This is a genomic window from Pseudomonas sp. TE3728 (assembly GCF_056279145.1).
Genome location: NZ_JBWBQT010000001.1, coordinates 2,385,158 through 2,409,964, shown reverse-complemented (window position 1 = coordinate 2,409,964; position 24,807 = coordinate 2,385,158). Strand labels below are relative to the sequence as shown.

The 24,807-nt window shown below is 60.0% G+C and carries 26 protein-coding genes; 24 read left to right on the top strand and 2 right to left on the bottom strand.

What is annotated here, in order from left to right:
• The first annotated feature begins 1 nt into the window (after position 1).
• From ACZ89R_RS10230 to ACZ89R_RS10195, 8 genes are all read left to right on the top strand, one after another.
• Positions 2 to 187: a Trm112 family protein gene (locus tag ACZ89R_RS10230; RefSeq protein ID WP_003179363.1), complete on the top strand. Its 186-nt coding sequence runs from the start codon at positions 2 to 4 to the stop codon at positions 185 to 187.
• Complete coding sequence (gene kdsB / locus ACZ89R_RS10225) at positions 184 to 948, top strand: 3-deoxy-manno-octulosonate cytidylyltransferase (protein ID WP_429545873.1); 765 nt, start codon at positions 184 to 186, stop codon at positions 946 to 948. Before ACZ89R_RS10230 ends, kdsB begins: the two co-directional genes overlap by 4 nt.
• Positions 948 to 1,412 carry a low molecular weight protein-tyrosine-phosphatase gene (locus ACZ89R_RS10220; RefSeq protein ID WP_008067753.1) on the top strand — a complete coding sequence of 155 codons (465 nt, stop codon included), beginning with the start codon at positions 948 to 950 and terminating at the stop codon, positions 1,410 to 1,412. Before kdsB ends, ACZ89R_RS10220 begins: the two co-directional genes overlap by 1 nt.
• On the top strand, positions 1,409 to 2,428 hold the full coding sequence (murB, locus tag ACZ89R_RS10215; RefSeq protein WP_429545874.1) for a UDP-N-acetylmuramate dehydrogenase: 1,020 nt from the start codon (positions 1,409 to 1,411) through the stop codon (positions 2,426 to 2,428). Before ACZ89R_RS10220 ends, murB begins: the two co-directional genes overlap by 4 nt.
• Positions 2,429 to 2,664: 236 nt before the next feature.
• Positions 2,665 to 3,135 carry a (2Fe-2S)-binding protein gene (locus tag ACZ89R_RS10210; protein WP_038982082.1) on the top strand — a complete coding sequence of 157 codons (471 nt, stop codon included), beginning with the start codon at positions 2,665 to 2,667 and terminating at the stop codon, positions 3,133 to 3,135.
• The gene (locus ACZ89R_RS10205) at positions 3,132 to 5,453 is read left to right on the top strand and encodes a xanthine dehydrogenase family protein molybdopterin-binding subunit (RefSeq protein WP_429545875.1); all 2,322 of its coding nucleotides are present in this window, start codon (positions 3,132 to 3,134) and stop codon (positions 5,451 to 5,453) included. Before ACZ89R_RS10210 ends, ACZ89R_RS10205 begins: the two co-directional genes overlap by 4 nt.
• Complete coding sequence (locus tag ACZ89R_RS10200) at positions 5,453 to 6,436, top strand: XdhC family protein (RefSeq protein ID WP_429545876.1); 984 nt, start codon at positions 5,453 to 5,455, stop codon at positions 6,434 to 6,436. The genes ACZ89R_RS10205 and ACZ89R_RS10200 overlap by 1 nt, the downstream gene beginning before the upstream one ends.
• On the top strand, positions 6,433 to 7,026 hold the full coding sequence (locus ACZ89R_RS10195) for a nucleotidyltransferase family protein (RefSeq protein ID WP_429545877.1): 594 nt from the start codon (positions 6,433 to 6,435) through the stop codon (positions 7,024 to 7,026). The genes ACZ89R_RS10200 and ACZ89R_RS10195 overlap by 4 nt, the downstream gene beginning before the upstream one ends.
• 147 nt (positions 7,027 to 7,173) lie before the next feature.
• On the opposite strand, the gene rne is transcribed toward ACZ89R_RS10195, so the two are convergent.
• Entirely contained in the window at positions 7,174 to 10,368 is a 3,195-nt protein-coding gene (gene rne / locus ACZ89R_RS10190) for a ribonuclease E (RefSeq protein ID WP_429545878.1), read from the bottom strand.
• Between the two features lie 700 nt (positions 10,369 to 11,068).
• Here rne and rluC point away from each other — a divergent pair.
• Genes rluC through sppA form a run of 3 tightly spaced genes read left to right on the top strand, consistent with a single transcriptional unit; the run spans position 11,069 to position 13,696 of the window.
• Complete coding sequence (rluC, locus tag ACZ89R_RS10185) at positions 11,069 to 12,031, top strand: 23S rRNA pseudouridine(955/2504/2580) synthase RluC (RefSeq protein ID WP_429545879.1); 963 nt, start codon at positions 11,069 to 11,071, stop codon at positions 12,029 to 12,031.
• Entirely contained in the window at positions 12,018 to 12,680 is a 663-nt protein-coding gene (locus tag ACZ89R_RS10180; RefSeq protein WP_123494587.1) for an HAD-IA family hydrolase, read from the top strand. Before rluC ends, ACZ89R_RS10180 begins: the two co-directional genes overlap by 14 nt.
• Positions 12,681 to 12,706: 26 nt before the next feature.
• Positions 12,707 to 13,696, top strand: coding sequence for a signal peptide peptidase SppA (gene sppA, locus ACZ89R_RS10175; protein WP_429545880.1), 990 nt, complete (start codon positions 12,707 to 12,709; stop codon positions 13,694 to 13,696).
• A gap of 148 nt (positions 13,697 to 13,844) precedes the next feature.
• Here sppA and ACZ89R_RS10170 read toward each other — a convergent pair whose 3' ends face one another.
• The gene (locus ACZ89R_RS10170; RefSeq protein WP_429545881.1) at positions 13,845 to 14,423 is read right to left on the bottom strand and encodes a Maf family protein; all 579 of its coding nucleotides are present in this window, start codon (positions 14,421 to 14,423) and stop codon (positions 13,845 to 13,847) included.
• A gap of 104 nt (positions 14,424 to 14,527) precedes the next feature.
• On the opposite strand from ACZ89R_RS10170, the gene ACZ89R_RS10165 reads away from it, so the two are divergent.
• From ACZ89R_RS10165 to ACZ89R_RS10105, 13 genes are all read left to right on the top strand, one after another.
• Complete coding sequence (locus ACZ89R_RS10165) at positions 14,528 to 15,055, top strand: YceD family protein (protein WP_004371317.1); 528 nt, start codon at positions 14,528 to 14,530, stop codon at positions 15,053 to 15,055.
• A gap of 13 nt (positions 15,056 to 15,068) precedes the next feature.
• Positions 15,069 to 15,251: a 50S ribosomal protein L32 gene (gene rpmF / locus ACZ89R_RS10160; protein ID WP_003179396.1), complete on the top strand. Its 183-nt coding sequence runs from the start codon at positions 15,069 to 15,071 to the stop codon at positions 15,249 to 15,251.
• A gap of 4 nt (positions 15,252 to 15,255) precedes the next feature.
• On the top strand, positions 15,256 to 16,266 hold the full coding sequence (gene plsX / locus ACZ89R_RS10155; RefSeq protein WP_429545882.1) for a phosphate acyltransferase PlsX: 1,011 nt from the start codon (positions 15,256 to 15,258) through the stop codon (positions 16,264 to 16,266).
• Positions 16,267 to 16,390: 124 nt separating this feature from the next.
• On the top strand, positions 16,391 to 17,329 hold the full coding sequence (fabD, locus tag ACZ89R_RS10150) for an ACP S-malonyltransferase (protein WP_429545883.1): 939 nt from the start codon (positions 16,391 to 16,393) through the stop codon (positions 17,327 to 17,329).
• Positions 17,330 to 17,345: 16 nt separating this feature from the next.
• Positions 17,346 to 18,089 (top strand): 3-oxoacyl-ACP reductase FabG, encoded by a 744-nt coding sequence (gene fabG / locus ACZ89R_RS10145; RefSeq protein WP_305425726.1) that lies wholly within the window; start codon positions 17,346 to 17,348, stop codon positions 18,087 to 18,089.
• A 191-nt stretch (positions 18,090 to 18,280) separates the two neighbouring features.
• Complete coding sequence (gene acpP / locus ACZ89R_RS10140) at positions 18,281 to 18,517, top strand: acyl carrier protein (protein WP_003175607.1); 237 nt, start codon at positions 18,281 to 18,283, stop codon at positions 18,515 to 18,517.
• A gap of 108 nt (positions 18,518 to 18,625) precedes the next feature.
• On the top strand, positions 18,626 to 19,870 hold the full coding sequence (gene fabF / locus ACZ89R_RS10135) for a beta-ketoacyl-ACP synthase II (RefSeq protein ID WP_008067780.1): 1,245 nt from the start codon (positions 18,626 to 18,628) through the stop codon (positions 19,868 to 19,870).
• The gene (gene pabC / locus ACZ89R_RS10130; protein ID WP_429545884.1) at positions 19,870 to 20,685 is read left to right on the top strand and encodes an aminodeoxychorismate lyase; all 816 of its coding nucleotides are present in this window, start codon (positions 19,870 to 19,872) and stop codon (positions 20,683 to 20,685) included. The genes fabF and pabC overlap by 1 nt, the downstream gene beginning before the upstream one ends.
• Before the next feature lie 3 nt (positions 20,686 to 20,688).
• The gene (gene mltG / locus ACZ89R_RS10125; RefSeq protein WP_429545885.1) at positions 20,689 to 21,903 is read left to right on the top strand and encodes an endolytic transglycosylase MltG; all 1,215 of its coding nucleotides are present in this window, start codon (positions 20,689 to 20,691) and stop codon (positions 21,901 to 21,903) included.
• 19 nt (positions 21,904 to 21,922) lie between these two features.
• Complete coding sequence (gene tmk / locus ACZ89R_RS10120; protein ID WP_008067785.1) at positions 21,923 to 22,555, top strand: dTMP kinase; 633 nt, start codon at positions 21,923 to 21,925, stop codon at positions 22,553 to 22,555.
• Positions 22,548 to 23,534 carry a DNA polymerase III subunit delta' gene (locus tag ACZ89R_RS10115; RefSeq protein ID WP_429545886.1) on the top strand — a complete coding sequence of 329 codons (987 nt, stop codon included), beginning with the start codon at positions 22,548 to 22,550 and terminating at the stop codon, positions 23,532 to 23,534. Before tmk ends, ACZ89R_RS10115 begins: the two co-directional genes overlap by 8 nt.
• Positions 23,535 to 23,577: 43 nt before the next feature.
• Entirely contained in the window at positions 23,578 to 23,934 is a 357-nt protein-coding gene (locus ACZ89R_RS10110) for a PilZ domain-containing protein (RefSeq protein ID WP_008014345.1), read from the top strand.
• A gap of 14 nt (positions 23,935 to 23,948) precedes the next feature.
• Positions 23,949 to 24,740, top strand: coding sequence for a TatD family hydrolase (locus ACZ89R_RS10105; RefSeq protein ID WP_123494576.1), 792 nt, complete (start codon positions 23,949 to 23,951; stop codon positions 24,738 to 24,740).
• Positions 24,741 to 24,807: the final 67 nt, after the last annotated feature.

Here is a 24,807-nt window from a genome sequence, read left to right as displayed (position 1 = left end):
CATGGACACCAAATTGCTCGATATCCTCGCTTGCCCGGTCTGCAAAGGCCCGCTCAAGCTCAGTGCCGACAAAACCGAGCTGATCAGCAAGGGCGCTGGCCTCGCATACCCGATTCGCGACGGCATCCCGGTGATGCTCGAAAGCGAAGCGCGCACCCTGACCACCGACGAGCGTCTGGATAAATGACCACAGCCTTTACCGTTGTCATTCCATCGCGCTATGCCTCCACCCGTCTGCCGGGCAAACCCCTGCTGCTGATCGCCGGCAAGCCGATGATCCAGCATGTTTGGGAACAAGCGAGCAAAAGCAGTGCCCAGCGAGTGGTCGTTGCCACTGACGATGCGCGCATTGTCGAGGCCTGCAAAAGCTTTGGTGCCGAAGTGGTGCTGACGCGCGAAGACCATAATTCCGGCACCGACCGTCTGGCCGAAGTCGCAGCGAAACTGGGCCTGGCCCCGGACGCCATCGTGGTCAACGTTCAGGGCGACGAGCCGTTGATTCCGCCGAGCGTGATCGATCAGGTTGCCGCCAACCTGGGCGCCCACACCGAAGCGCGCATGGCCACCCTGGCCGAGCCGATCGAAGACGTGGAAACCCTGTTCAATCCCAACGTGGTCAAGGTGGTCAGCGACCTCAATGGCCTGGCGCTGACGTTCAGTCGTGCCACCTTGCCGTGGGCTCGCGACGCGTTCGCCAAGAGCCGCGAGCAATTGCCGGAAGGTGTGCCGTATCGCCGCCACATCGGCATTTATGCCTATCGCGTCGGTTTTCTGCATGACTTCGTCACCTGGGGCCCGTGCTGGCTGGAAAACACTGAGTCTCTGGAGCAACTGCGGGCGCTCTGGCACGGCGTGCGGATTCACGTGGCCGATGCGCTGATCGCCCCGCCTACCGGCGTCGATACCATTGAAGACCTCGAGCGCGTTCGTCGCTTGCTGGAGGCCTGATGCGGGTTCTGTTCGTCTGCCTGGGCAATATCTGCCGTTCCCCTACGGCCGAAGGCGTGTTGCGGCACAAACTGCGTGAGGCGGGGCTGGCCGATCAAGTCGAAGTGGCCTCCGCCGGCACCGGTGACTGGCACGTCGGCAAGCCTCCGGACAAGCGCAGCCAGGCCGCGGCGAAGCTACGCGGCTACGACTTGTCCGCCCAGCGCGCTCAGCAAGTGACCCGCGCCGATTTCGCCACCTACGACCTGATTCTGGCGATGGACAACAGCAACCTGCGCCACCTCAAGGCCTTGCAACCGGCCAAGGGCAAGGCCGAGCTGGACCTGTTTCTGCGTCGCTACCAGTCGGAAATCGATGAAGTGCCGGATCCTTATCACGACAGCGACCAGGGTTTCGAACAGGTACTGGACCTGATCGAGCGCGCCAGCGATCTGCTGGTCATCGAATTGAAGGGCCGGTTATGAGTTTGCAGGTTCAACCCCGGGTTTCGCTCAAGCCGTTCAACAGCTTTGGCGTGGATGTTCAGGCCCGGCTGTTCGCCGAAGCCCATAGCGATGCCGACGTGCGCGAAGCGCTGGCCTATGGGTTGGAACATGATGTGCCGGTGCTGGTGATCGGTGGCGGCAGCAACTTGTTGCTGACCGCCGATGTGCAGGCGCTGGTGCTGCGCATGGCCACACGAGGGATTCGCCTGCTGAGCGATGACGGTAACCAGGTGGTGATCGAAGCCGAGGCGGGCGAGCCCTGGCATCCGTTTGTGCAACATACCTTGGCGCAAGGGTTGGCGGGACTGGAAAACCTCAGTCTGATTCCCGGCACCGTGGGCGCGGCACCGATGCAGAACATCGGCGCTTACGGTGTCGAGATCAAAGACGTTTTTGCCGGCCTGACCGCCCTCGATCGCCAGACCGGCGAGCTACGGGACTTCACGCTGGCCGAGTGCAACTTCGCCTACCGCGACAGCCTATTCAAACAGGAGCCGGGGCGTTGGTTGATTCTGCGGGTGCGTTTCACCCTCACGCGCACCGCGCACCTGCACCTGGAATACGGTCCGGTTCGCCAGCGTCTCACATCGCTGGGCATCGATCACCCGACGCCTACCGATGTCAGCCAGGCCATTTGCAGCATTCGCAACGAAAAGCTCCCGGACCCGGCGGTGCTCGGCAATGCCGGCAGTTTCTTCAAGAATCCCTTGGTGCCGGCGACATTGGTCGCGCAACTCAAGGAGCAATACCCGGAGCTGGTGGCCTACGCGCAACCTGACGGGCAAATGAAACTGGCGGCGGGATGGTTGATCGAACGGGCCGGCTGGAAAGGCTTTCGCGACGGTGATGCCGGTGTGCATAAATTCCAGGCGCTGGTGCTGGTCAACTACGGCACCGCAACGGGCCTGCAATTGTTGAATCTGGCGCAGCGTATTCAGAAAGACATTTCAGAACGATTTCATGTCGACCTGGAAATGGAGCCCAATCGATATTGAGGCTACGCTTTCACGGCTGATTTCAAAGCCCTGCACATCTTCAAATGTGCAGGGCTTTTTTGTTAATGCTCAGTTAACTTAGCCACCTAACGATGCAAGCATTTGCTCCACCAAAGGCCCGATGCAGACGTTGTCGTCCGCGTAAGAGAGCCCATTAGCCTGAGTCGATCTGCGTGAAGGAACCCACGCGGCAGATTGCTCGACCCCATAACCTCTATAACTATGCGGGCGTGCCCATGATTACCCTGAAACTCAATGGTCAAGATCATCAACTCGATGTCACCGAGGACATGCCGCTGCTCTGGGCGATCCGTGACGTGGCCGGTTACAACGGCACCAAATTCGGCTGCGGCATGGGCCTGTGTGGCGCCTGCACCATTCATATCGACGGCGCGCCTGCGCGCAGTTGCATCACGCCGATTGGCTCGGTAGTCGGCCAGAACGTCACCACCATCGATAACCTGCACGCTGACCCGGTTGGCAAAGTCGTCCAGCAAGCCTGGCTCGACAGCGCCGTGGCCCAGTGCGGTTACTGCCAGGGCGGGCAGATCATGTCGGCCACAGCGTTGCTGAAAACCAATCCGAACCCCAGCGACGAGCAGATTGAAGAGGCGATGGTCGGTAACATTTGCCGTTGCGGCACCTACAACCGGATCAAGACCGCCATCCGCCAGGCATCCACTCACCTGAAGGAGGCCAAGGCATGAATCAGCTTCCCAATGATTTTGCGCTGAGTAACCTCAGCCGCCGTGGCTTCCTCAAAGGCGTGGGCGCCACCAGTGCCCTGGTGCTGGCAGCCAGTTGGGGTTGGCAGGACGCGCTTGCCGCCGAAAAAGACAAGAAGTTCGGCGCCGACGGCATGCCCAACGGCTGGATCGATGATCCAAAGGTTTACGTCAGCATCGCTGCCGATGGCAGCGTGACCGTGGTCTGCAACCGCTCGGAAATGGGTCAGGGCGTACGCACCAGCCTGACCATGGTAGTAGCTGATGAACTGGACGCCGACTGGGCGCTGGTCAAAGTGCAACAGGCGCCGGGCGACGAAGTGCGTTTCGGTAACCAGGACACTGACGGTTCGCGCAGCATGCGTCATTGGTACGAGCCGATGCGCCGTTGCGGGGCTGCCGCGCGGACCATGCTTGAGCAAGCCGCCGCCGCGCAGTGGAAAGTGCCGGTCAGCGAGTGCCATGCGCAACTGCATAAAGTCATTCACCAACCGACCGGTCGTGAACTGGGCTACGGCGCATTGGCCGCTGCTGCCGGTGCACTGGCGGTGCCGGCTCGCGACAGCCTGCGGCTCAAGCAGCCATCGGAATTCCGTTACATCGGCAAGGAAGGCACCAAGGCCATCGACGGTGCGGACATCGTCAACGGCCGGGCGGTCTACGGCGCCGATGTGCATTTCGACGGCATGCTATTCGCCACCATCGCGCGTCCAGCGGTCTACGGTGGCAAGGTCAAATCCTTCGATGCCAGCGCCGCGATGAAAGTCCCGGGCGTGATCAAGGTCCTGCAAGTCGAAAGCCGTCCATTGCCGTCCGAGTTTCAGCCTCTGGGCGGCGTGGCCGTGGTGGCCAGCAATACCTGGGCGGCGATCAAGGGCCGCGAAGCGCTGAAAATCGAATGGGATGACGGCCCCAACGCCAGTTACGACTCGATCGCCTACCGCAAGGAACTCGAAGCCGCGTCCCTCAAGCCCGGCAAAGTGGTGCGCAATACCGGCAGCATCGACCAGGCCATGAGCAGCGCCGACAGCACCCTCGAAGCCTCTTACTACCTGCCGCACCTGGCGCAATCGCCAATGGAACCGATGGTCGCCATTGCCCGTTTCAAGGACGGCGTGTGCGAAGCCTGGGCTCCAAGCCAGGCGCCGCAAGTCACCCGCGAACGGATCGGCGAACGCCTCGGCATTCCATTCGATAACGTCACGTTCAACGTCACCTTGCTCGGCGGCGGTTTCGGTCGCAAGTCCAAGCCGGACTTCGTCGTTGAAGCGGCGATCCTGGCCAAGGAATTCCCGGGCAAGGCGGTGCGGGTGCAATGGACCCGTGAAGACGACATCCACAATTCCTATTTCCACACCGTGTCGGCCGAATACCTGAAGGCCAGCCTGAACAAGGACGGCCTGCCGTCCGGCTGGCTGCACCGCACGGTGGCGCCGAGTATCACCGCACTGTTCGCGCCGGGCATGAACCATGAGGCGGCTTTCGAGCTGGGCATGGGCTTTACCAACATGGCTTACGCGATCCCCAACGTGCGCCTGGAAAACCCCGAAGCGGCGGTCCACACCCGGGTCGGCTGGTATCGCTCGGTGTCGAACATTCCCCACGGCTTTGCGATTCAGAGCTTTGTCGATGAACTGGCCCACAAGGCTGGCCAGGATCCACTCAAGTACCAGATCAAATTGCTCGGCCCGGACCGTCAGATCGATCCGCGCACCTTGAGTGAAGAGTGGAACTACGGCGAATCTCCCGAGCGTTATCCAATCGACACTGCACGGATGCGCACCGTGCTCGAAACCGCTGCCAAAGCGGCCGGTTGGGGGCGTGAGTTGCCCAAGGGCCGAGGCTTGGGCTTGGCGGTGCACTATAGTTTTGTCACTTATGTGGCGGCGGTGATCGAGGTGGAAGTCAAAGACGATGGCACGCTGATCGTGCACAAGGCCGACATCGCCGTGGATTGCGGCCCGCAGATCAACCCTGAGCGGATTCGCTCGCAGTTCGAAGGTGCTTGTGTCATGGGGCTGGGCAACGCGGTGCTGGGGGAGATCAGCTTCAAAGACGGCAAGGTTCAGCAGGACAACTTCCACATGTACGAAGTGGCGCGCATGTCGCTTGCTCCGAAAGAAGTCGCCGTGCATCTGGTCACGCCACCGGGCAATGTGCCCCTGGGCGGGGTCGGTGAGCCAGGCGTGCCGCCGATCGCGCCAGCGTTATGCAACGCGATCTTCGCCGCCACCGGCAAACGCATCCGTAACCTGCCGGTACGCTATCAGCTGCAAGGCTGGCAGAAGGCGCAAGCCTGATGGACAGCGTCGATCTGAACGTCCTGCGCAGCGTGCTGGAATGGCGCCGCGCCGGTCAGCGGGTGATGTTGTACAGTGTGGTCCAGACTTGGGGCACCGCGCCCCGGGCACCTGGCGCCATGCTCGCCTTGCGTGAAGATGGCGTGGTGATTGGCTCGGTGTCCGGTGGCTGCGTCGAGGATGACCTGATTGCCCGGCTCCACGATGGCCGTATCCCGGCCGATGGGCCGCCGGTGCAGCTGATTACCTATGGCGTCACTCGGGAGGAGGCCGCGCGGTTTGGTTTGCCATGTGGCGGCACGTTGCGCCTGGCCGAGGAGCGCGTCGGTGATCCGGCGTGGGTTGCCGAATTGCTGACGCGCTGCGAGGCCCATGAAATCGTTGCGCGTGAGCTGAACCTGGCGACCGGTGAAGTGATCCTGCAACCAGCGAGCAAGACTGATGTGCTGGTGTTTGACGGACAGACCTTGCGCGCCATTTATGGTCCGCGCTGGCGGCTGTTGCTGATCGGCGCCGGACAACTGTCGCGCTACGTTGCCGAGATGGCGCGGCTGCTGGATTTCGAAGTGCTGATCTGCGATCCGCGCACCGAGTTCGTCTATGGCTGGGAAGAGCAACACGGTCGCTTCGTCCCGGGCATGCCCGACGAAGCGGTGCTGACCATCCAGACCGACGAGCGCACAGCCATTATCGCGCTGACCCACGATCCACGCCTGGATGACATGGCGCTGCTCACGGCGCTGGATTCCAAGGCATTTTATGTTGGTGCGCTGGGTTCACGGGTCAACAGTCAGAAGCGCCGGGACAATCTGGCTCAGCTAGGCTTGTCACAACAGGCCATCGAGCGCTTGCACGGCCCGATCGGTTTGCACATCGCCAGCCATACACCGGCGGAAATCGCCTTGTCGCTGCTGGCCGAAATTGTGGCGATCAAGAACGGCGTCGAGCTGAAACAGAAGAGGCCGTTGCAGGAGGGCGTATGAGCGACTCCATTGGCGTTATCGTTCTGGCCGCAGGGCAGGGCAGTCGGTTTCGACAGGTAGCGGGCGACGATAAGGACAAGCTGCTGGTGGATTGCACCGCTCGTGACGGCGTCACCGTGCATTCGATGATCGAGCAGGTGCTGGTAAATCTGCCGGCCACGCTTGAGAAGCGCGTGCTAGTGACCACGGCGGATCGCCCGCAAGTGATTCGCATGGCTCAGGCCTATGGTTGCGAGATTGTGCGGATCGAGTCGGCCGGTCTGGGCGACAGCATTGCGGCGGGTGTGGCGGCGTGCTCACAACTCGGTGGCTGGCTGATTGTGCTGGGGGATATGCCGTTTATCCTGCCGTCCAGCATTGAGCGAGTGGTCGCGAATATTGCCGACGATGCCATCAGCGTGCCGGTGTTTGAGGGGCAATATGGACACCCGGTGGGATTCGGGCGAAGTTTTGGTCCGGGATTGAAGGCGTTGACCGGCGATCACGGGGCTAAGTCGCTGTTTGCACAGGCGAGGGTGGTCGAGGTGGCGGTGGACGATCCGGGGGTGTTGTGGGATGTGGATGTTCCAGAGAAATTAGTGTTTGTGTAATCCCAAAAAGATCGCAGCCTTCGGCAGCTCCTACAGAGATTGAGTTCATCCTGTAGGAGCTGCCGAAGGCTGCGATCTTTTGATTTTTTGGACATAAAAAAAGCCCCGCCTGGATCACCAGGCGGGGCTTTTTAGTGGCCGATGGAATCAGGCGAGGGGTTTAGGCTCGTGCTCTTTTTCCTGGGCTTGCTCGTGTTGCTCCACCGCTTCCTGAACGGAGCGCGGTGCTTCGTCGAACGCGGATTCAACCGGTTCGGCAGGGGCTTCAGCGGCTGGGGCAGGGGCTGCCTCGGCAACTTCAGCAACAACCGGTGCTGGCTCGGCAGCGGCCGGAGCAGCAGCGGCAGCCAGTTCGGCTTCCTTCTGCAGACGCTCGGCTTCACGCTTGCGACGACGTACTTCACGCGGGTCGTTCGGCGCACGGCCACTTGGGGTCAGAGCGCTGACAGGGGCGGCTTCAGCCACCGGTGCAGCCTCTTCGGCAACAACTGGCGCTTCAACAACCGCTGGAGCAGGCTCGGCAGCAGCAACCACTGGCTCGGAGACCATGGCTTCGGCAACCGGAGCTTCAGCGACTGGCGCTGGAGCTTCGACCGCTACAGGTGGCTCGGCAACCCAGTTGAACGTGGTTTGCTCTTCGCGAACTTCACGTGCCGGTTCAGCCGGCGCTTCAACCACAGGCTCGGTAGCAGCCACTGGTTCAGCGACGACGGCCGGCTCAGCGGCAGCTTCAACTTCAGGCTGTGCTTCACGAACCGGTGCCACTTCGACTTCCGGAGCAGCGGTGACTTCTACTGGTGTGGTCGCTTCAACCACTGGCGCTTCAACCGGAGCAGCTTCCAGCGTGGCGGCAGTGGCGCGTTCAGCTTGCTCGTTGGCTTGTGCTTCGGCAGGCGCGCTGATCACGGAGCTGGCAACGGCTGCGGTAACAGCCAGGCCGGCGGCCAGATCGGCAGCGCTTGGCGCTTCGGCGTTTTCAGCCGATTCGGACTCTTCCGAACCTTCGATCACATTGCCGTTGGCATCGCGTTGACGCTCACGACGGTTGCTGCGACGACGCTGGCCACGGGAGCGGCGGCGTGGACGATCGCCTTCGGCGCCTTCCTGACCGTCTTCCTGCAGTTGCTCTTCGTTGGTGGTCAACTCTTCTTCAGCAACGGCAGCAGCTTGCTCGGTACGTGGCTGACGTTCTTCACGCGGTGGGCGTGGAGCGCGTTCTTCACGTGGCTGACGGGCTGGACGCTCTTCAGCGTTGGCAGCGGCGGCCGGAGCGGCATCCAGAGGCTCGCGCAGTTCACGAACCGGACGTTCTTCACGCTCGCCACGTGGCTTGCGATCTTCACGCGGGGCGCGCGGTGCACGTTCTTCACGAGGGGCGCGTGGTGCGCGCTCTTCGCGCGGAGCGCGTTCCTGGGCAACTGCTGGAGCTTCTTCGCGGGCTTCACGTGGCTCACGTGGTGCGCGTTCTTCACGCGGTGCACGTTCCTCACGAGGCTTGCGCTCTTCATCGCGGCGACCGTTACGGTTGCGGCTCTGCTGACGGCCGTTACGGCGCTCTTCGTTGCGAGCAGGGCGTTCGGTGGCTGGCTTTTCAACCACTACCGGCGCGGCAGGCTCTTCCTTGGTGGCGAACAGGCTGACCAGCGACTTCACCAGGCCTTTGAACAGGCTTGGCTCTGGCGCGGCGGCCGGTGCGGCAACAGGTGCTGCCGCGACGACTTCGGTCGGAACCGGAGCGTTGGCGCGGGCCGGAGCGGTCTTGACCGCGGCTTCCTGGCGAACCAGGGTGCGGGTCGCGGCGGCTGGCTGGACTTCTTCGACTTCGGCAGCGGCAGCGGCGATTTCGTAGCTGGACTGGCCGACTGCGGCTTCCGGGCTGTCATCGCGCAGGCGCTGAACTTCGAAGTGCGGCGTTTCGAGGTGATCGTTCGGCAGAATGACGATGCGGGCACGGGTGCGCAGTTCGATCTTGGTGATCGAGTTGCGTTTTTCGTTGAGCAGGAAAGCTGCGACCGGAATCGGCACTTGTGCGCGAACTTCGGCGGTGCGGTCTTTCAGGGCTTCTTCTTCGATCAGGCGCAGGATCGCCAGTGACAGCGATTCAACGTCACGGATGATGCCGGTGCCGTTGCAACGCGGGCAGACGATGCCGCTGCTTTCGCCAAGCGATGGACGCAGGCGCTGACGGGACATTTCCAGCAGGCCGAAGCGCGAGATGCGACCGACTTGCACGCGAGCGCGGTCGGCTTCCAGGCATTCGCGGACTTTCTCTTCCACGGCGCGCTGGTTCTTGGCAGGGGTCATGTCGATGAAGTCGATGACAATCAGGCCGCCGATGTCGCGCAAGCGCAACTGACGGGCGATTTCTTCGGCAGCTTCAAGGTTGGTCTGCAGTGCGGTTTCTTCGATGTCGCTGCCTTTGGTGGCGCGCGCCGAGTTGATGTCGATGGACACCAGGGCTTCGGTCGGATCGATAACGATGGACCCGCCGGAAGGCAGTTCGACGACGCGCTGGAAGGCGGTTTCGATCTGGCTTTCGATCTGGAAACGGTTGAACAGCGGAACGCTGTCTTCGTACAGTTTGATTTTGCTGGCGTACTGCGGCATCACCTGACGAATGAAGGTCAGGGCTTCGTCCTGGGCTTCAACGCTGTCGATCAGTACTTCGCCGATGTCCTGGCGCAGGTAATCGCGGATGGCGCGGATGATCACGTTGCTTTCCTGGTAGATCAGGAATGGCGCGGAACGGTCCAGCGAAGCTTCTTTGATGGCGGTCCAGAGTTGCAGCAGGTAATCGAGGTCCCACTGCATTTCTTCGCTGCTGCGGCCAAGGCCGGCAGTACGAACGATCAGACCCATGTCGGCCGGGGCAACCAGACCGTTCAGGGCTTCACGCAGTTCGTTGCGCTCTTCACCTTCGATGCGACGGGAGATACCGCCGGCACGCGGGTTGTTCGGCATCAGCACCAGGTAACGACCGGCCAGGCTGATGAAAGTGGTCAGGGCGGCGCCCTTGTTGCCACGTTCTTCTTTTTCGACCTGAACGATGACTTCCTGGCCTTCGCTCAGGACGTCCTTGATGTTGACGCGGCCTTCGGGGGCTTTCTTGAAGTATTCGCGGGAGATTTCTTTGAGGGGCAGGAAGCCGTGGCGCTCAGAGCCGAAATCGACAAAGGCAGCCTCAAGGCTTGGTTCGATGCGAGTAATCCGGCCTTTATAGATGTTGGCCTTCTTCTGCTCGCGTGCACCGGATTCGATGTCCAGGTCGTAGAGGCGCTGGCCATCTACCAGTGCAACACGCAACTCTTCGGGTTGAGTTGCGTTAATCAGCATTCTTTTCATGTAGTACCGTCGGTTTCCGGGCTGCCGGAAACGGCGTTCGGCACACACGACTTCTCACGGTCGGTGTCAGGTGCGTCAGGAGTGGTTGGCCACTCCAGTGTCTAGCGAACCCCGGCCAATTGGGCCGGTGTCGCGACGTACGCGTCCTGCTTGCTGTGGCTACTTAAGCACTCAGTCAGGAGGAGGAATCAACCGGCGGCTGTGGACGAGATGAAGCGTCTTGATAAAGCCTATTGCTACACAGTCCAGCGGTTGTGCATCTCCACCCTACACGTATCCCTGATAATTCGGGTGCTGCCGCGCGCAGAATCCGCAGCGGGTTGGCATTTACCGTGAGCTCCGAAAGGGGAGGTCACGCATCATGGCTAATTTAGGCGGTGTTTCCGAAGCGTTCGCTCGGGGTCGTTCGCAGCTGACTGCACTTTGTGAACTGGCCGTGAATATTTGCTCGGAAGGCGAGTGAAAACTCTGCTTTGCGGCATGATTCAGGCCTTATGTCACCTGCGCTCGTTACAACTGCAAACTCTGCCGTTACGTAGCGAAAGCCCCGTAGGACGGCCTCTCGTCCTCGTGAATTGCGTTGGTCAGGGCCGGTTTTTGACCGTTAGTCCGCTGTCCAGGCCACTTTTGGCGGCGTTCGCGACTATAGCAGCAATGATTAAGTGCTTCAATTCCATAAAAAATTGTTATCATCCGCACCATGACGACTACTGCCCCTTCGACCCCAGCCGTACAACTGCTGGAGGTCTCGCCGGAATATGCCGGCCAACGTATTGATAACTTCCTTCTCGCTCGGCTCAAAGGCGTGCCCAAGACCTTGATTTACCGCATTTTGCGCAAGGGCGAAGTGCGGGTGAACAAAGGTCGGATCAAGCCCGAATACAAGCTGCGGGCGGGCGATATCGTGCGCGTGCCGCCGGTTCGCGTGCCTGAGCGCGACGAACCCGTGCCCTTGGCTCAAGGGCTGCTGCAGCGGCTTGAAGCCTCGATTGTCTACGAAGACAAGGCGCTGATCGTGGTCAACAAGCCTTGCGGCATTGCGGTTCATGGCGGCAGCGGCCTGACTTACGGAGTGATCGAAGCCTTTCGTCAGTTGCGTCCCGATTGCAAGGAGCTCGAACTGGTTCATCGTCTCGATCGTGATACCTCCGGCCTGCTGATGATTGCCAAAAAGCGCAGCATGTTGCGCCACTTGCACACGGCATTGCGCGGCGATGGCGTCGATAAGCGCTATATGGCGCTGGTGCGCGGCAACTGGGCGGCCTCGATCAAGCAAGTCCGTGCGCCGCTGGGCAAGAGCAATCTGCGCTCCGGCGAGCGTATGGTCGAGGTGGACGAGGATGAAGGCAAGGAGTCTGTGACCGTGTTCAAGGTGCTGCGTCGCTTTGGCGACTTTGCCACTATGGTCGAGGCCAAGCCGATCACGGGTCGCACTCACCAGATTCGCGTCCATACTCTGCATGCGGGACATTGCATCGCGGGTGATACCAAGTACGGCGATGAGGGTTTCAGCAAAGAGATTCGTGATCTCGGCGGCAAGCGTCTGTTTCTGCACGCCTACATGCTGACGGTGCCGCTGCCTGATGGTGGTGAGCTCAAGTTGCAGGCGCCGGTCGACGAGATGTGGGCCAAAACCGTGGAGCGCTTGAGTGCACCCTACTGATTACAAGCTGCTGATTTTCGATTGGGACGGCACGTTGGCTGACTCCATTGGTCGGATTGTCGAGGCGATGCATGTCGCGTCCGAGCGGTCCGGTTTTCAGTTGCGTGATGATTTTGCCGTCAAGGGCATTATCGGTCTGGGCTTGCCGGAAGCGATTCGCACCCTGTACCCCGAGATTGGCGACACCGAGCTGATAGCATTCCGTCAGCACTATGCGGATCACTACATTGCGGCGGAGGCCGAGCCTTCCCCGCTGTTTGAGGGCGTTGTCGAGTCTCTCGAAGCGTTTCGTGTCGAGGGGTATCATCTGGCAGTAGCGACCGGCAAGGCTCGTCGTGGGCTGGATCGGGTGCTGAAGTCTCACGGTTGGGAAGATTATTTCGATATCACCCGTGCCGCTGATGAAACCGCCAGCAAGCCCCATCCGCTGATGCTTGAGCAGATTCTCGCCCATTGTGAGGTTCGTCCGGAGCAGGCGCTGATGGTCGGCGATTCGTCGTTCGACCTGCAGATGGCGCGCAATGCGGGTATGGATTCGGTGGCGGTCAGCTATGGTGCTCAATCGATCGACGCCTTGAAGCTATTTGAGCCGAGACTGGCCATTGATCGTTTTTCAGAGTTGCACGCCTGGCTGAGTCAGCGGGTTTAATTGGTTTTTTTGCTGGGGTACATGGCATGACCGACGAATGGAAAGCGCCCGCCAAGGCGAGTGCGGAAAGCGGTGACGAGAAAAGCTGGAAGCTGCTGGAAAAAACCTTGCTGGCTGGTGTGCAGGAACAGCGCCGGTCCCGTCGCTGGGGGATATTCTTCAAGTCGCTGACTTTTTTGTACCTGCTCGGCGCGTTGATCCTTTTATCGCCGTTGATAGGCATGGAGAAAGGCGCGGGCCTCGGCTCTGGCTACACGGCGCTGATCGATATAACGGGCATGATTGCCGACAAAGAGCCGGCCAGTGCCGATAATATCGTCGGCAGTCTGCGTGCAGCCTTCGAGGACAAGAAGGTCAAGGGTGTGGTTCTGCGGATCAACAGCCCTGGCGGCAGTCCGGTGCAGTCGGGTTATGTCTACGACGAGATCCGTCGTTTGCGCGGCCTGCATCCAGATACCAAGGTTTATGCGGTGATCTCGGATCTGGGCGCTTCCGGTGCCTATTACATCGCTAGCGCCGCGGATCAGATCTACGCCGACAAGGCGAGCCTGGTGGGTTCCATCGGTGTGACGGCGGCCGGTTACGGTTTTGTCGGGACCATGGAAAAGTTGGGTGTGGAGCGTCGTACCTACACCTCTGGGGAGCACAAATCGTTCCTCGATCCGTTCCAGCCGCAGAAGCCCGCGGAAATCCAATTCTGGCAGAGCGTGCTCGATACCACCCATCAGCAGTTCATCAATAGCGTCAAGAAGGGTCGTGGTGATCGCCTGAAGGATAAAGAGCATCCGGAGCTGTTCTCCGGGCTGATCTGGTCGGGTGAGCAGGCCCTGTCGCTGGGCTTGATCGATGGGCTGGGCAATGCCAGTTCGGTTGCCCGTGATGTGATCGGTGAGAAAGAGCTGGTGGATTTCACTGTTGAGGAATCGCCATTCGATCGCTTCTCGAAAAAGCTCGGTGCCAGCGTGGCTGAGCATTTGGCAATGTGGATGGGCTTTCAGGGGCCGTCGTTGCGCTGATCTTCTTGCTGCATAAAAAAACCGGCTTTTTGCCGGTTTTTTTACAGTCAAAAGATCGCAGCCTCGTTTCACTCGACAGCTCCTACAAGGGAATACGCATTTCAATGTAGGAGCTGTCGAGTGAAACGAGGCTGCGATCTTTTGACCTTTAAGGTATCTGCACGCCTTCGGCCAGCAACATGTCCACCAAGCGAATCAGCGGCAGGCCGATCAGGCTGGTGGCGTCAGGGCCTTCGGTGCTTTGAAACAGGCTTACCCCCAAACCTTCGGCCTTGAAGCTGCCAGCGCAGTCATAGGGCTGTTCAGCGCGCAGGTAGCGTTCGATGCGCGCTGCGTCGAGCGTGCGCATGTGTACGGTAAAAGGCACGCAGTCGACCTGGCAGTGGCCGGTCTGGCTGTTGAGCAGTGCCAGGCCGGTCAGGAAGGTCACGCTGGCGCCGCTGGATGCCAGCAGTTGTTCACGGGCCTTTTCGAAGGTGTGGGGCTTGCCGATGATCCGCTCGCCGAGTACCGCGACCTGATCCGAGCCGATGATCAGGTGGGCTGGATGACTGCCTGCCAGTGCACGGGCTTTTTCTTCGGCGAGGCGCTTTACCAGTTCGATGGCTGACTCGCCCGGGCGATGACTTTCGTCGATATCCGGCGAGCTGCACGTGAACGGCAACTGCAAACGGGCCAGCAATTGCCGGCGATAGGCCGAGCTTGAAGCGAGTAATAAAGGCAGCATGCGCATCTCCAAAGGGCAGGGGCGAATTCTAGCGCAGGCTCAAGTGACGGGCAGGGCTGAATTTCCTTTGACATGGCTGGGGGCATCCCTATAATGCTGCGCCTATGTTGAATGACCCGATTCCACCTCACGTTGACCCGCGCAAATTGGCTGACCGTGGCACCACCCTTCAAGGTGAACTGCTGCTGGCCGATTTGGAGAGACTCTGCGACCCGCTTTCCGATACTGTCGGTACGGTGCAGGCTAAATTCGTTTTTGAACGAGATGAACGTAAATCTGTGGTAATTCACAGCTTTATCGACACCGAAGTCAAAATGGTTTGCCAGCGTTGTCTTGAGCTGGTCACCCTGCCGATCCATAGCGAATGCAGTTATGCTGTGGTGAAGGAGGGTGCGAATACCCAGTCGTTGCCGAAAGGTTATGACGTGCTGGAACTGGGCGAAGATCCTTTGGATCTGCAGTCACTGATCGAGGAGGAGCTTCTGCTCGCCTTGCCCATTGTGCCTGCTCATCATCCGGAAGAATGCCAGCAGCCGGCGGGTCTCGATGAGCCCGAACCGAGCGAGGACGAGGTAACGCGGTCCAACCCGTTCAGTGTATTGGCGCAGTTAAAGCGTGACCCAAACGTTTAGGAGTTAATCAATTATGGCTGTTCAGCAGAACAAAAAATCCCGCTCTGCCCGTGACATGCGTCGTTCGCACGACGCTCTCGAGGCTAGCACCCTGTCTGTAGAAAAAACCACCGGTGAAGTTCACCTGCGTCACCACGTATCGCCAGAAGGCGTATACCGTGGCCGTAAAGTGATCGACAAGGGCGCTGACGAGTAATCACTTGTCCGCTCAAGTCATCGCGATTGACGCAATGGGCGGGGACTTCGGTCCCCGCAGCATTGTTCAGGCCAGCCTTGCTTGCCTGTCTGCTACACCCTCGCTGCACCTGACCCTCGTCGGTCAACCCTCCCTTCTTGAAGAACTGCTCGCCAGCCAATCGGCTGTGGATCGCGCGCGCCTGTCGATTGTGCCAGCGTCCGAAGTCATCACCATGGACGAAAAGCCTGCCCAGGCCTTGCGCGGCAAACCCGATTCGTCGATGCGCGTGGCGCTGGAGTTGCTGCGAGACGGCAAGGTCCAGGCCTGCGTCAGTGCCGGCAATACCGGTGCGCTGATGGCGTTGTCGCGTTTTGTGCTCAAGACCTTGCCGGGCATTGATCGGCCGGCAATGATCGCGGCCATTCCAACGCAGAAGGGCTACTGCCAGTTGCTTGATCTGGGTGCCAATGTCGATTGCACTGCCGAGCACTTATTGCAGTTTGCAGTGATGGGCTCGGTTGCGGCAGAAACCCTGGGTGTCGTTCGCCCGAGGGTCGCACTGCTGAACATCGGCACCGAAGACATCAAGGGCAATCAGCAGGTCAAGCTGGCAGCCACCTTGTTGCAGAGTGCTCGTGGCATCAACTACATCGGGTTTGTCGAAGGTGACGGTTTGTACCGTGGCGAGGCGGATGTGGTGGTGTGTGACGGCTTTGTCGGCAATATCCTGCTCAAGTCCAGCGAAGGCCTGGCGACCATGATTGCCGGGCGCATCGAGGCGTTATTCAAGAAAAATTTCGCGTCCAAAGTGGTGGGTGCGCTGGCGCTGCCGCTGATGAAACGCTTGCAGGCTGAGCTGGCGCCGGCGCGACATAACGGCGCAAGTTTCCTCGGTTTGCAGGGAATTGTCGTGAAAAGCCACGGTTCGGCGGGGGTGCAGGGTTTTCAAAGTGCGATACAGCGAGCGCTGATCGAGATCCAGGAAAACCTGCCTGAGCGGCTTCATGGGCGCCTGGAAGATTTGTTGCCTTAGGCGTTTTCGTCGGACAATGCTTAAATGTGACCGCTCAGTTCAATGGGCCATCCAACTGTGAGTTTCTTGCGTTCCAGAAACGGGACGTCATTCTCCGACGACAAGATCATTAGGGGCTTGTTACATGTCTGCTTCCCTCGCATTCGTCTTTCCAGGACAGGGTTCGCAGTCCCTCGGCATGTTGGCCGAGTTGGGCGCGCAACATCCGGTGGTCCTCGAAACATTCAAAGAAGCTTCCGATGCTCTGGGTTACGACCTGTGGGCACTGACCCAGCAAGGGCCGGAAGAACAACTCAATCAAACCGATAAAACCCAGCCGGCCATTCTGACCGCCTCGATCGCCTTGTGGCGCCTGTGGCTGGCTGAAGGCGGCGCGCGTCCGGCTTACGTTGCCGGTCACAGCCTGGGCGAATACAGCGCCCTGGTGGCTGCAGGCAGTCTGAGCCTGGGCGACGCAGTGAAACTGGTAGAACGTCGCGGTCAGTTGATGCAGGAAGCCGTTCCGGCCGGGCAGGGCGGCATGGCTGCCATTCTCGGTCTGGACGATGCTGACGTGCTGGCAGCCTGTGCCGAAGCGGCGCAGGGCGAAGTGGTTAGCGCGGTCAATTTCAACTCCCCGGGTCAGGTAGTGATCGCCGGTGCCAAGGCGGCGGTCGAGCGCGCCATCGAGGGCTGCAAGGCACGCGGCGCCAAGCGCGCCATGCCATTGCCGGTCAGCGTGCCGTCCCACTGCGAATTGATGCGCCCAGCCGCCGAGCGGTTCGCCGAATCGATTGCAGCGATCGACTGGCAGGCGCCGCAGATCCCTGTGGTACAGAACGTCAGCGCCAACGTGCCGGCGGATCTGGAAACCCTCAAGCGTGATCTGCTTGAACAGCTCTACAAGCCTGTACGCTGGGTCGAGTCGGTCCAGGCGCTGGCGGCCAAGGGTGCGACCGAACTGGTTGAGTGCGGGCCTGGCAAAGTGCTGGCCGGGTTGAACAAACGTTGCGCCGAAGGCGTGTCGACCTCTAATCTCAATACCCCAGACGCTTTCGCTGCCGCCCGCGCAGCGCTGGCCTGAACAAGGAGAAGCTTGCATGAGTCTGCAAGGTAAAGTTGCATTGGTCACCGGTGCCAGCCGTGGTATCGGCCAGGCTATCGCTCTGGAATTGGGTCGTCAGGGTGCCATTGTCATTGGCACCGCGACTTCCGCTTCGGGGGCCGAGCGTATCGCTGCGACCCTGAAAGAAAATGGTATTCAGGGTACTGGCCTGGAACTCAATGTCACCAGCGACGAGTCCGTAGCGGCCGTGCTGGCGAGCATCCAGGCGCAATTCGGTGCGCCGGCGATCCTGGTCAATAATGCCGGTATCACCCGCGATAATCTGATGATGCGCATGAAAGATGACGAATGGCATGACGTCGTCGATACCAATCTGAACAGTCTGTTCCGCCTGTCCAAGGGCGTTTTGCGCGGCATGACCAAAGCCCGTTGGGGACGAATTATCAGTATTGGTTCGGTTGTGGGTGCCATGGGCAACGCAGGCCAAGTAAACTACGCTGCCGCCAAGGCCGGTCTGGAAGGTTTCAGCCGTGCACTGGCGCGTGAAGTCGGTTCGCGTTCGATTACGGTAAACTCGGTGGCCCCAGGGTTCATCGACACCGATATGACCCGTGAACTGCCCGAGGCGCAGCGTGAAGCCTTGCAGACGCAGATTCCGCTGGGTCGTCTGGGGCAAGCTCAAGAGATCGCGTCTGTGGTCGCTTTTCTTGCATCTGACGGTGCGGCTTACGTTACTGGGGCTACAATCCCGGTGAACGGCGGGATGTACATGAGTTAAATGTGACGGATTGCTTCAAAAAAATGTCATACGAGCTGTCTAAAATCCGTTATAAAGCTGCAATCTATTTATAGACAGAGGGTCGCCGGGTTTGAGGAGTGAAGCTTTCAGTTGAAAAACTGAAAAGTCTTTCTATACACTTACCCACCGGCCAGCTGCCTGAATTTGTCCATTAGGAGTGAAAACAAGGTATGAGCACCATCGAAGAGCGCGTCAAGAAAATCGTTGCTGAGCAACTGGGCGTTAAAGAAGAAGAAGTGGTCAACACTGCTTCCTTCGTTGAAGACCTGGGTGCCGACTCCCTTGACACTGTTGAGCTGGTGATGGCTCTGGAAGAGGAATTCGAGACCGAAATCCCTGACGAAGAAGCTGAGAAGATCACTACTGTACAAGCAGCAATCGACTACGTTACCAGCCACCAGGCGTAATAGTTTTTAGTCGTCGCTCGCTGTCATGGAAAAACCGCACTGCCATCATGGCGTGCGGTTTTTTCTTTAGGCCTGATGCAAAGTCGTCATTTGAAAAAGGAGAGTGCTGTGTCGCGTAGACGCGTCGTAGTCACCGGTATGGGTATGTTGTCGCCACTGGGCACGGATGTGCCGAGCAGCTGGCAGGGCATTCTGGCTGGCCGCAGTGGCATTGGTCTGATCGAACACACCGACCTTTCTGCCTATTCCACCCGTTTTGGCGGCTCGGTAAAGGGCTTCAATGTCGAGGAATACCTGTCGGTCAAGGAAGCTCGCAAACTCGACCTGTTCATTCAATACGGTCTGGCTGCAGGTTTTCAAGCCGTGCGTAACGCAGGTCTTGAGGTCACCGACGCTAACCGCGAGCGGATTGGCGTGGCCATGGGCTCGGGTATTGGCGGTCTGACCAATATCGAAGAAACCAGCCGTACGCTGCATGATTCCGGCCCACGACGGATCTCTCCGTTTTTCGTGCCTGGCTCGATCATCAATATGATTTCCGGTTTCCTGTCCATCCACTTGGGCGCACAGGGACCTAACTACGCCATTGCCACGGCGTGTACCACCGGTACGCACTGCATCGGCATGGCGGCACGCAACATCATGTACGACGAAGCCGACGTGATGATTGCCGGTGGTGCCGAGATGGCCGCGTGTGGTCTGGGCATGGGCGGCTTCGGTGCCTCCCGCGCACTGTCGACCCGCAACGACGAGCCGACCCGCGCCAGCCGTCCATGGGACAAAGGCCGTGATGGCTTCGTGCTGTCCGACGGTGCCGGCGCACTGGTGCTCGAAGAACTGGAGCACGCAAAGGCCCGTGGCGCGACCATCTACGCCGAGCTGATCGGCTTCGGCACCAGTGGCGATGCTTACCACATGACCTCGCCACCGGCCGATGGCGCGGGTGCTGCGCGTTGCATCACCAATGCCTTGCGCGATGCGAAGATCAACAGCGATCAGGTTCAGTACATCAACGCCCACGGCACCTCGACCTCGGCGGGCGACCTCGCCGAAGCCTGTGCGATCAAATCCGTGTTCGGTGATCACGCCTACAAGCTGGCGGTCAGTTCGACCAAGTCCATGACCGGTCACCTGTTGGGTGCGGCGGGCGCGGTCGAGGCGATTTTCAGCGTGCTGGCAATCAACAGCCAAGTAGCACCGCCGACCATCAACCTCGATGAGCCGGACGAAGGCTGCGACCTCGACTTCGTACCCCACACCGCGCGTGGCATGGATATCGACGTGGTGCTGTCCAACTCCTTCGGATTTGGCGGTACCAATGGCTCGCTGGTGTTCCGCCGGTTCGCTGACTGATGGACAGCTGGGTCGACGGTCAACCGGCTGACGCTTTGTCGCTGAAGGATCGCGGCCTGGCTTACGGTGATGGTCTGTTCGAGACCATTGCGGTCAAGGGCGGGCAGCCGCTGTTGCTGGATCGACATCTGTCGCGTCTGGCGGAGGGGTGTTCGCGCCTGGCGATTGCCGCCGATCATCAACTGATCCGCGCGGAGCTGCTGGCCTATGCCGCCGCGCTGGGCGAGGGCGTGCTCAAACTCATCCTCACCCGCGGCGACAGCCTGCGCGGTTATGCCGCCGATCCCTCGGCTCAGGCTCGACGTATTCTGCAAGGCAATCCTCCTGCAACTTATCCGGCTATTCATGCGGAGCAGGGCGTTCGCCTGTTTCCGTGTGCGACACGGCTTTCCAAACAACCATTGCTCGCCGGCCTCAAGCATTTGAATCGTCTGGAGCAGGTCATTGCCCGTTCCGAATGGCAGGACACCGAGCATGCCGAAGGCTTAATGCTGGATCAGGTCGGGCGGGTGATCGAAGGCGTGTTCAGTAATCTGTTCCTGGTGCGCGATGGCGTGCTGGTGACCGCCAATCTCAAACGCTGTGGCGTGGCGGGCGTGATGCGTGCCGAATTATTGTTTCAAGCCAAGTCATTGGGGATTCCCACGCAAATCACCGATATCACCCTCGAGCAGCTGCAATGGGCTGACGAGGTCTTTGTCTGCAACAGCGTGTATGGCGTTTGGCCGGTGCGCGCCTATGCCGCACTGAGCTGGCCGGTTGGGCCGCTCACCCGTAAACTCCAAACCATTGCCCGTGCGCTACTGGATGCTTGATTCGTGAGACGTAAATTCTTGCTGCTGCTGGAAACCGGATTGGTTCTGGCGGGGCTGTTGGCCGGCGCTTGCGCCTGGAAAATCGATTCGGCGCTGGAACAGCCGCTGAACATCGCCCAGGAAGAGCTGCTGGAAGTGCCCAAAGGCACTACGCCAAACCGCACCTTCCTTCGACTCGAAGCCGATGGCGTCATCAAAGACGCTTTCTGGCTGCGCGTGTATTGGCGCTTTAATCTGGCAGGGCAACCATTGCACAGCGGTGAATACCGTATGGTGCCGGGTATGACAGTCAATGGGCTGATCGACCTGTGGAAGCGCGGAGAAATGGTGCAGTACAGTCTGACGCTGGTCGAAGGCTGGAATTTCCATCAGGTTCGCGCAGCACTGGCCAAGGATGAAAAACTCGAACAGACCCTGAACGGTCTGAGCGACAGCCAAGTGATGGACAAACTCGGGCACAGCGGGATTTTCCCCGAAGGACGATTCTTCCCCGACACCTATCGTTTCGTGCGGGGCATGACCGACGCCGATCTGCTCAAGAAAGCTTACGACCGCCTCGATGAGGTCCTCCTCAAGGAATGGAACCAGCGCGCTGCCGACGTCCCTTACACCGAGCCCTATCAGGCGCTGATCATGGCCTCGCTGGTGGAAAAGGAAACCGGTGTGCCGCAAGAGCGTAGGCAGATCGCCGGCGTGTTCGTGCGGCGCATGGAGATGGGCATGCTGTTGCAGACCGATCCGACCGTGATTTACGGTCTGGGTGATCGTTACAATGGCAAGTTGACCCGTGCTCATCTCAAGGAGCCGACGCCGTATAACACTTACATGATTGCTGGCCTGCCGCCGACGCCGATTGCGATGGTGGGCCGCGAAGCGATCCATGCGGCGCTGAATCCGGCGGACGGCAACAGCCTGTATTTTGTCGCGCGTGGTGATGGCAGCCACGTGTTCTCCGATGATCTGGACGCTCACAACAATGCGGTGCGGGAGTTCCAGATCAATCGACGTGCCGATTACCGGTCCAGCCCTGCGCCGTCTGTTACGCCGTCGACGGAGGATGCCCAGGCGCCAATCCCGGCGGCTTCGCCCAATACGGCGCCCGAAGAAATGCCGCCAGTAGCGCCGCAAGACTCTGTGCAAGATCCCGTACAAGATCACGCACAAGAATCTGCGCCAGCACCCGAAGCGGATGCACCTGCGCCGCAAAGCCCGCAATGACTCTGACTAAGGACTGCCTGTGACTGGCTTGTTTATTACCCTGGAAGGCCCGGAAGGTGCTGGCAAGAGCACCAATCGCGAATACCTGGCCGAGCGTCTGCGCGCTGCCGGGATCGAGGTGGTGTTGACCCGGGAGCCCGGCGGCACGCCCCTGGCTGAGCGGATTCGCGACGTGCTGTTGGCCCCGGTCGATGAGGTCATGAACCCCGACACCGAGCTGCTCTTGGTGTTCGCCGCGCGAGCCCAGCATCTGGCCGAGGTGATCCGTCCGGCGCTGGCCCGTGGCGCGGTAGTCCTGTGCGATCGCTTTACCGATTCGACTTATGCCTATCAGGGCGGTGGTCGCGGTTTGTCGCTGGAGCGCATTGCGACCCTCGAAACATTCGTCCAGGGCGATTTGCGCCCGGACTTGACGCTGATTTTCGATCTGCCGGTAGAAGTGGGCCTGGCTCGCGCCAGCGCCCGCGGTCGGCTGGACCGCTTCGAGCTCGAAGGCCGAGCGTTTTTCGATGCAGTGCGCACTGCCTTCCTTGAGCGTGCCAAAGCGGATCCTGCGCGTTATGTGCTGGTGGATGCCGCTCAGCCGTTGGCACAGGTTCAGCAGTCTCTGGATGCCTTGTTGCCACGTCTGCTGGAGCTGACCCGTGGCTGAAGCCTATCCGTGGCAGGACAGTCTCTGGCAGCAATTGGCCGGCCGTGCCCAGCACGCCCATGCCTATTTGCTGCATGGCCCGGCCGGGATCGGCAAGCGCGCGCTGGCCGAGCGTCTGATGGCCCATTTGTTGTGTCAGCGCCCGACCGCCCAAGACGCCTGCGGTGAGTGCAAATCCTGTCTGCTGCTGAAGGCTGGCAGTCACCCCGACAACTACATTTTGGAGCCGGAAGAAGCAGACAAGGCGATCAAGGTTGATCAGGTGCGTGATCTGGTCAGCTTCGTGGTTCAGACCGCGCAGATGGGCGGGCGCAAAGTGGTGCTGATCGAGCCAGTCGAGTCGATGAACATCAACGCCGCCAACGCCTTGCTGAAAAGCCTTGAAGAGCCGTCCGGCGATACTGTTTTGCTGTTGGTCAGCCACCAGACCAGCCGTCTGCTGCCAACCATCAAGAGCCGTTGCGTGCAGCAAGCCTGTCCATTGCCAAGCGAAGCCATGAGTCTGGCCTGGTTGGCCAGCGCTTTGCCGGATTGTGCGCAAGAAGAGCGCGTCGAGCTGCTTACCCTCGCCGCCGGTTCGCCATTGGCCGCGGTCAAATTGCAGGCCCAAGGCGTGCGCGAGCAGCGGGCTCTGGTGGTCGAGGGCGTGAAGAAGTTGCTCAAGCACCAGCAATCGCCGACCCAGTTGGCCGAGGAGTGGAAAACCATTCCCATGTTGCTGCTGTTCGACTGGTTCTGCGACTGGTCGAGCCTGATCCTGCGTTATCAATTGACTCAGGATGAAGCAGGGCTGGGGTTGGCGGACATGCGCAAAGTGATTCAATACCTGGCGCAGAAATCCGCTCAGGACAAGGTCCTGAATATCCAGGACTGGATCCTCGCCCAGCGCCAGAAAGTGATGAGCAAAGCCAACCTCAATCCGGCATTGTTGCTGGAGGCGCTGTTAGTGCAATGGGTATCCTTGCCTACCCAGAAGTGACCGTCTGACACTAGACTCTGATCATCAGACAGTGGAGGTCAACATGAACGAACCCATCAGTCCGGGGCCGCGCAATGGCATTTTGTCCTTGACCATCAAAGACAGGGCCGTGCTCTACGCGGCCTACATGCCGTTCATCAAGAACGGTGGCCTGTTTATCCCGACCAACAAAAGCTACAAGTTGGGCGATGAGGTCTTCATGTTGCTGCACCTGATGGACGAACCGGAAAAAATTCCGGTCGCCGGCAAGGTCACCTGGATCACTCCCAAAGGCGCCCAGGGCAACCGTGCCGCCGGGGTTGGCGTGCAATTCAACGAAGGCGACAACACCGCGCGCAGTCGAATCGAAACCCATCTGGCCGGAGCCCTGAAGTCCGACCGTCCCACTCATACGATGTAAGTTGCAGCCCTTTTATGCTCGTAGATTCCCATTGTCACCTTGATCGCCTCGACCTCACCGCCCACGACGGCTCCCTGGATGCCGCGCTCGATGCGGCCCGTGCGCGCGGGGTAGGGCACTTCCTGTGCATTGGCGTCAGCGCCGATAACGCCGCCGACGTCAAAGCGCTGGCCGAACGTTACGACGATGTCGACTGTTCGGTCGGCGTGCATCCACTCGATGTGCAGCCGGGTGCCGCACCGGCGCTGGACTGGCTGTTGCACGAACTCAATCATCCGCGGGTGGTGGCAATCGGTGAAACCGGCCTGGATTATCACTACGAGCCGGAAGCGGCAGCGTTGCAGCAGGAGTCGTTCCGTCTGCACCTGCAAGCAGCGGGGCAGACCGGCAAACCGGTGATCATCCATACCCGTGGCGCGCGGGCCGATACCCTTGAACTGCTGCGCGAAGCGGCACTGCCTCAGGCGGGTGTGCTGCATTGCTTCACCGAAGACTGGGAAATGGCCAAGGCTGCGCTGGACATGGGGTATTACATTTCCTTGTCCGGTATTGTCACTTTTCGCAATGCCGATGCCCTGCGGGATGTGGCCAGCAAGGTACCGGCTGACCGTTTGCTGGTGGAGACCGATTCGCCGTACCTGGCGCCGATCCCTTATCGCGGCAAACCGAACCTGCCGCAATACGTGCGTGAGGTAGCGGAATTTCTGGCCATGTTGCGAGGTGAGTCCTACGAGCGATTTGCCGAGCAAACCACCGAGAATTTCAAGCGTTTGTTCCCGTTGGCGCATGTCAGGGCGCCGGTGTAACGTTAGAAAAGATCGCAGCCTTCGGGGCTTTGGCTGCTGAATCACAGGCAAAAAAAACCCGGGTTCT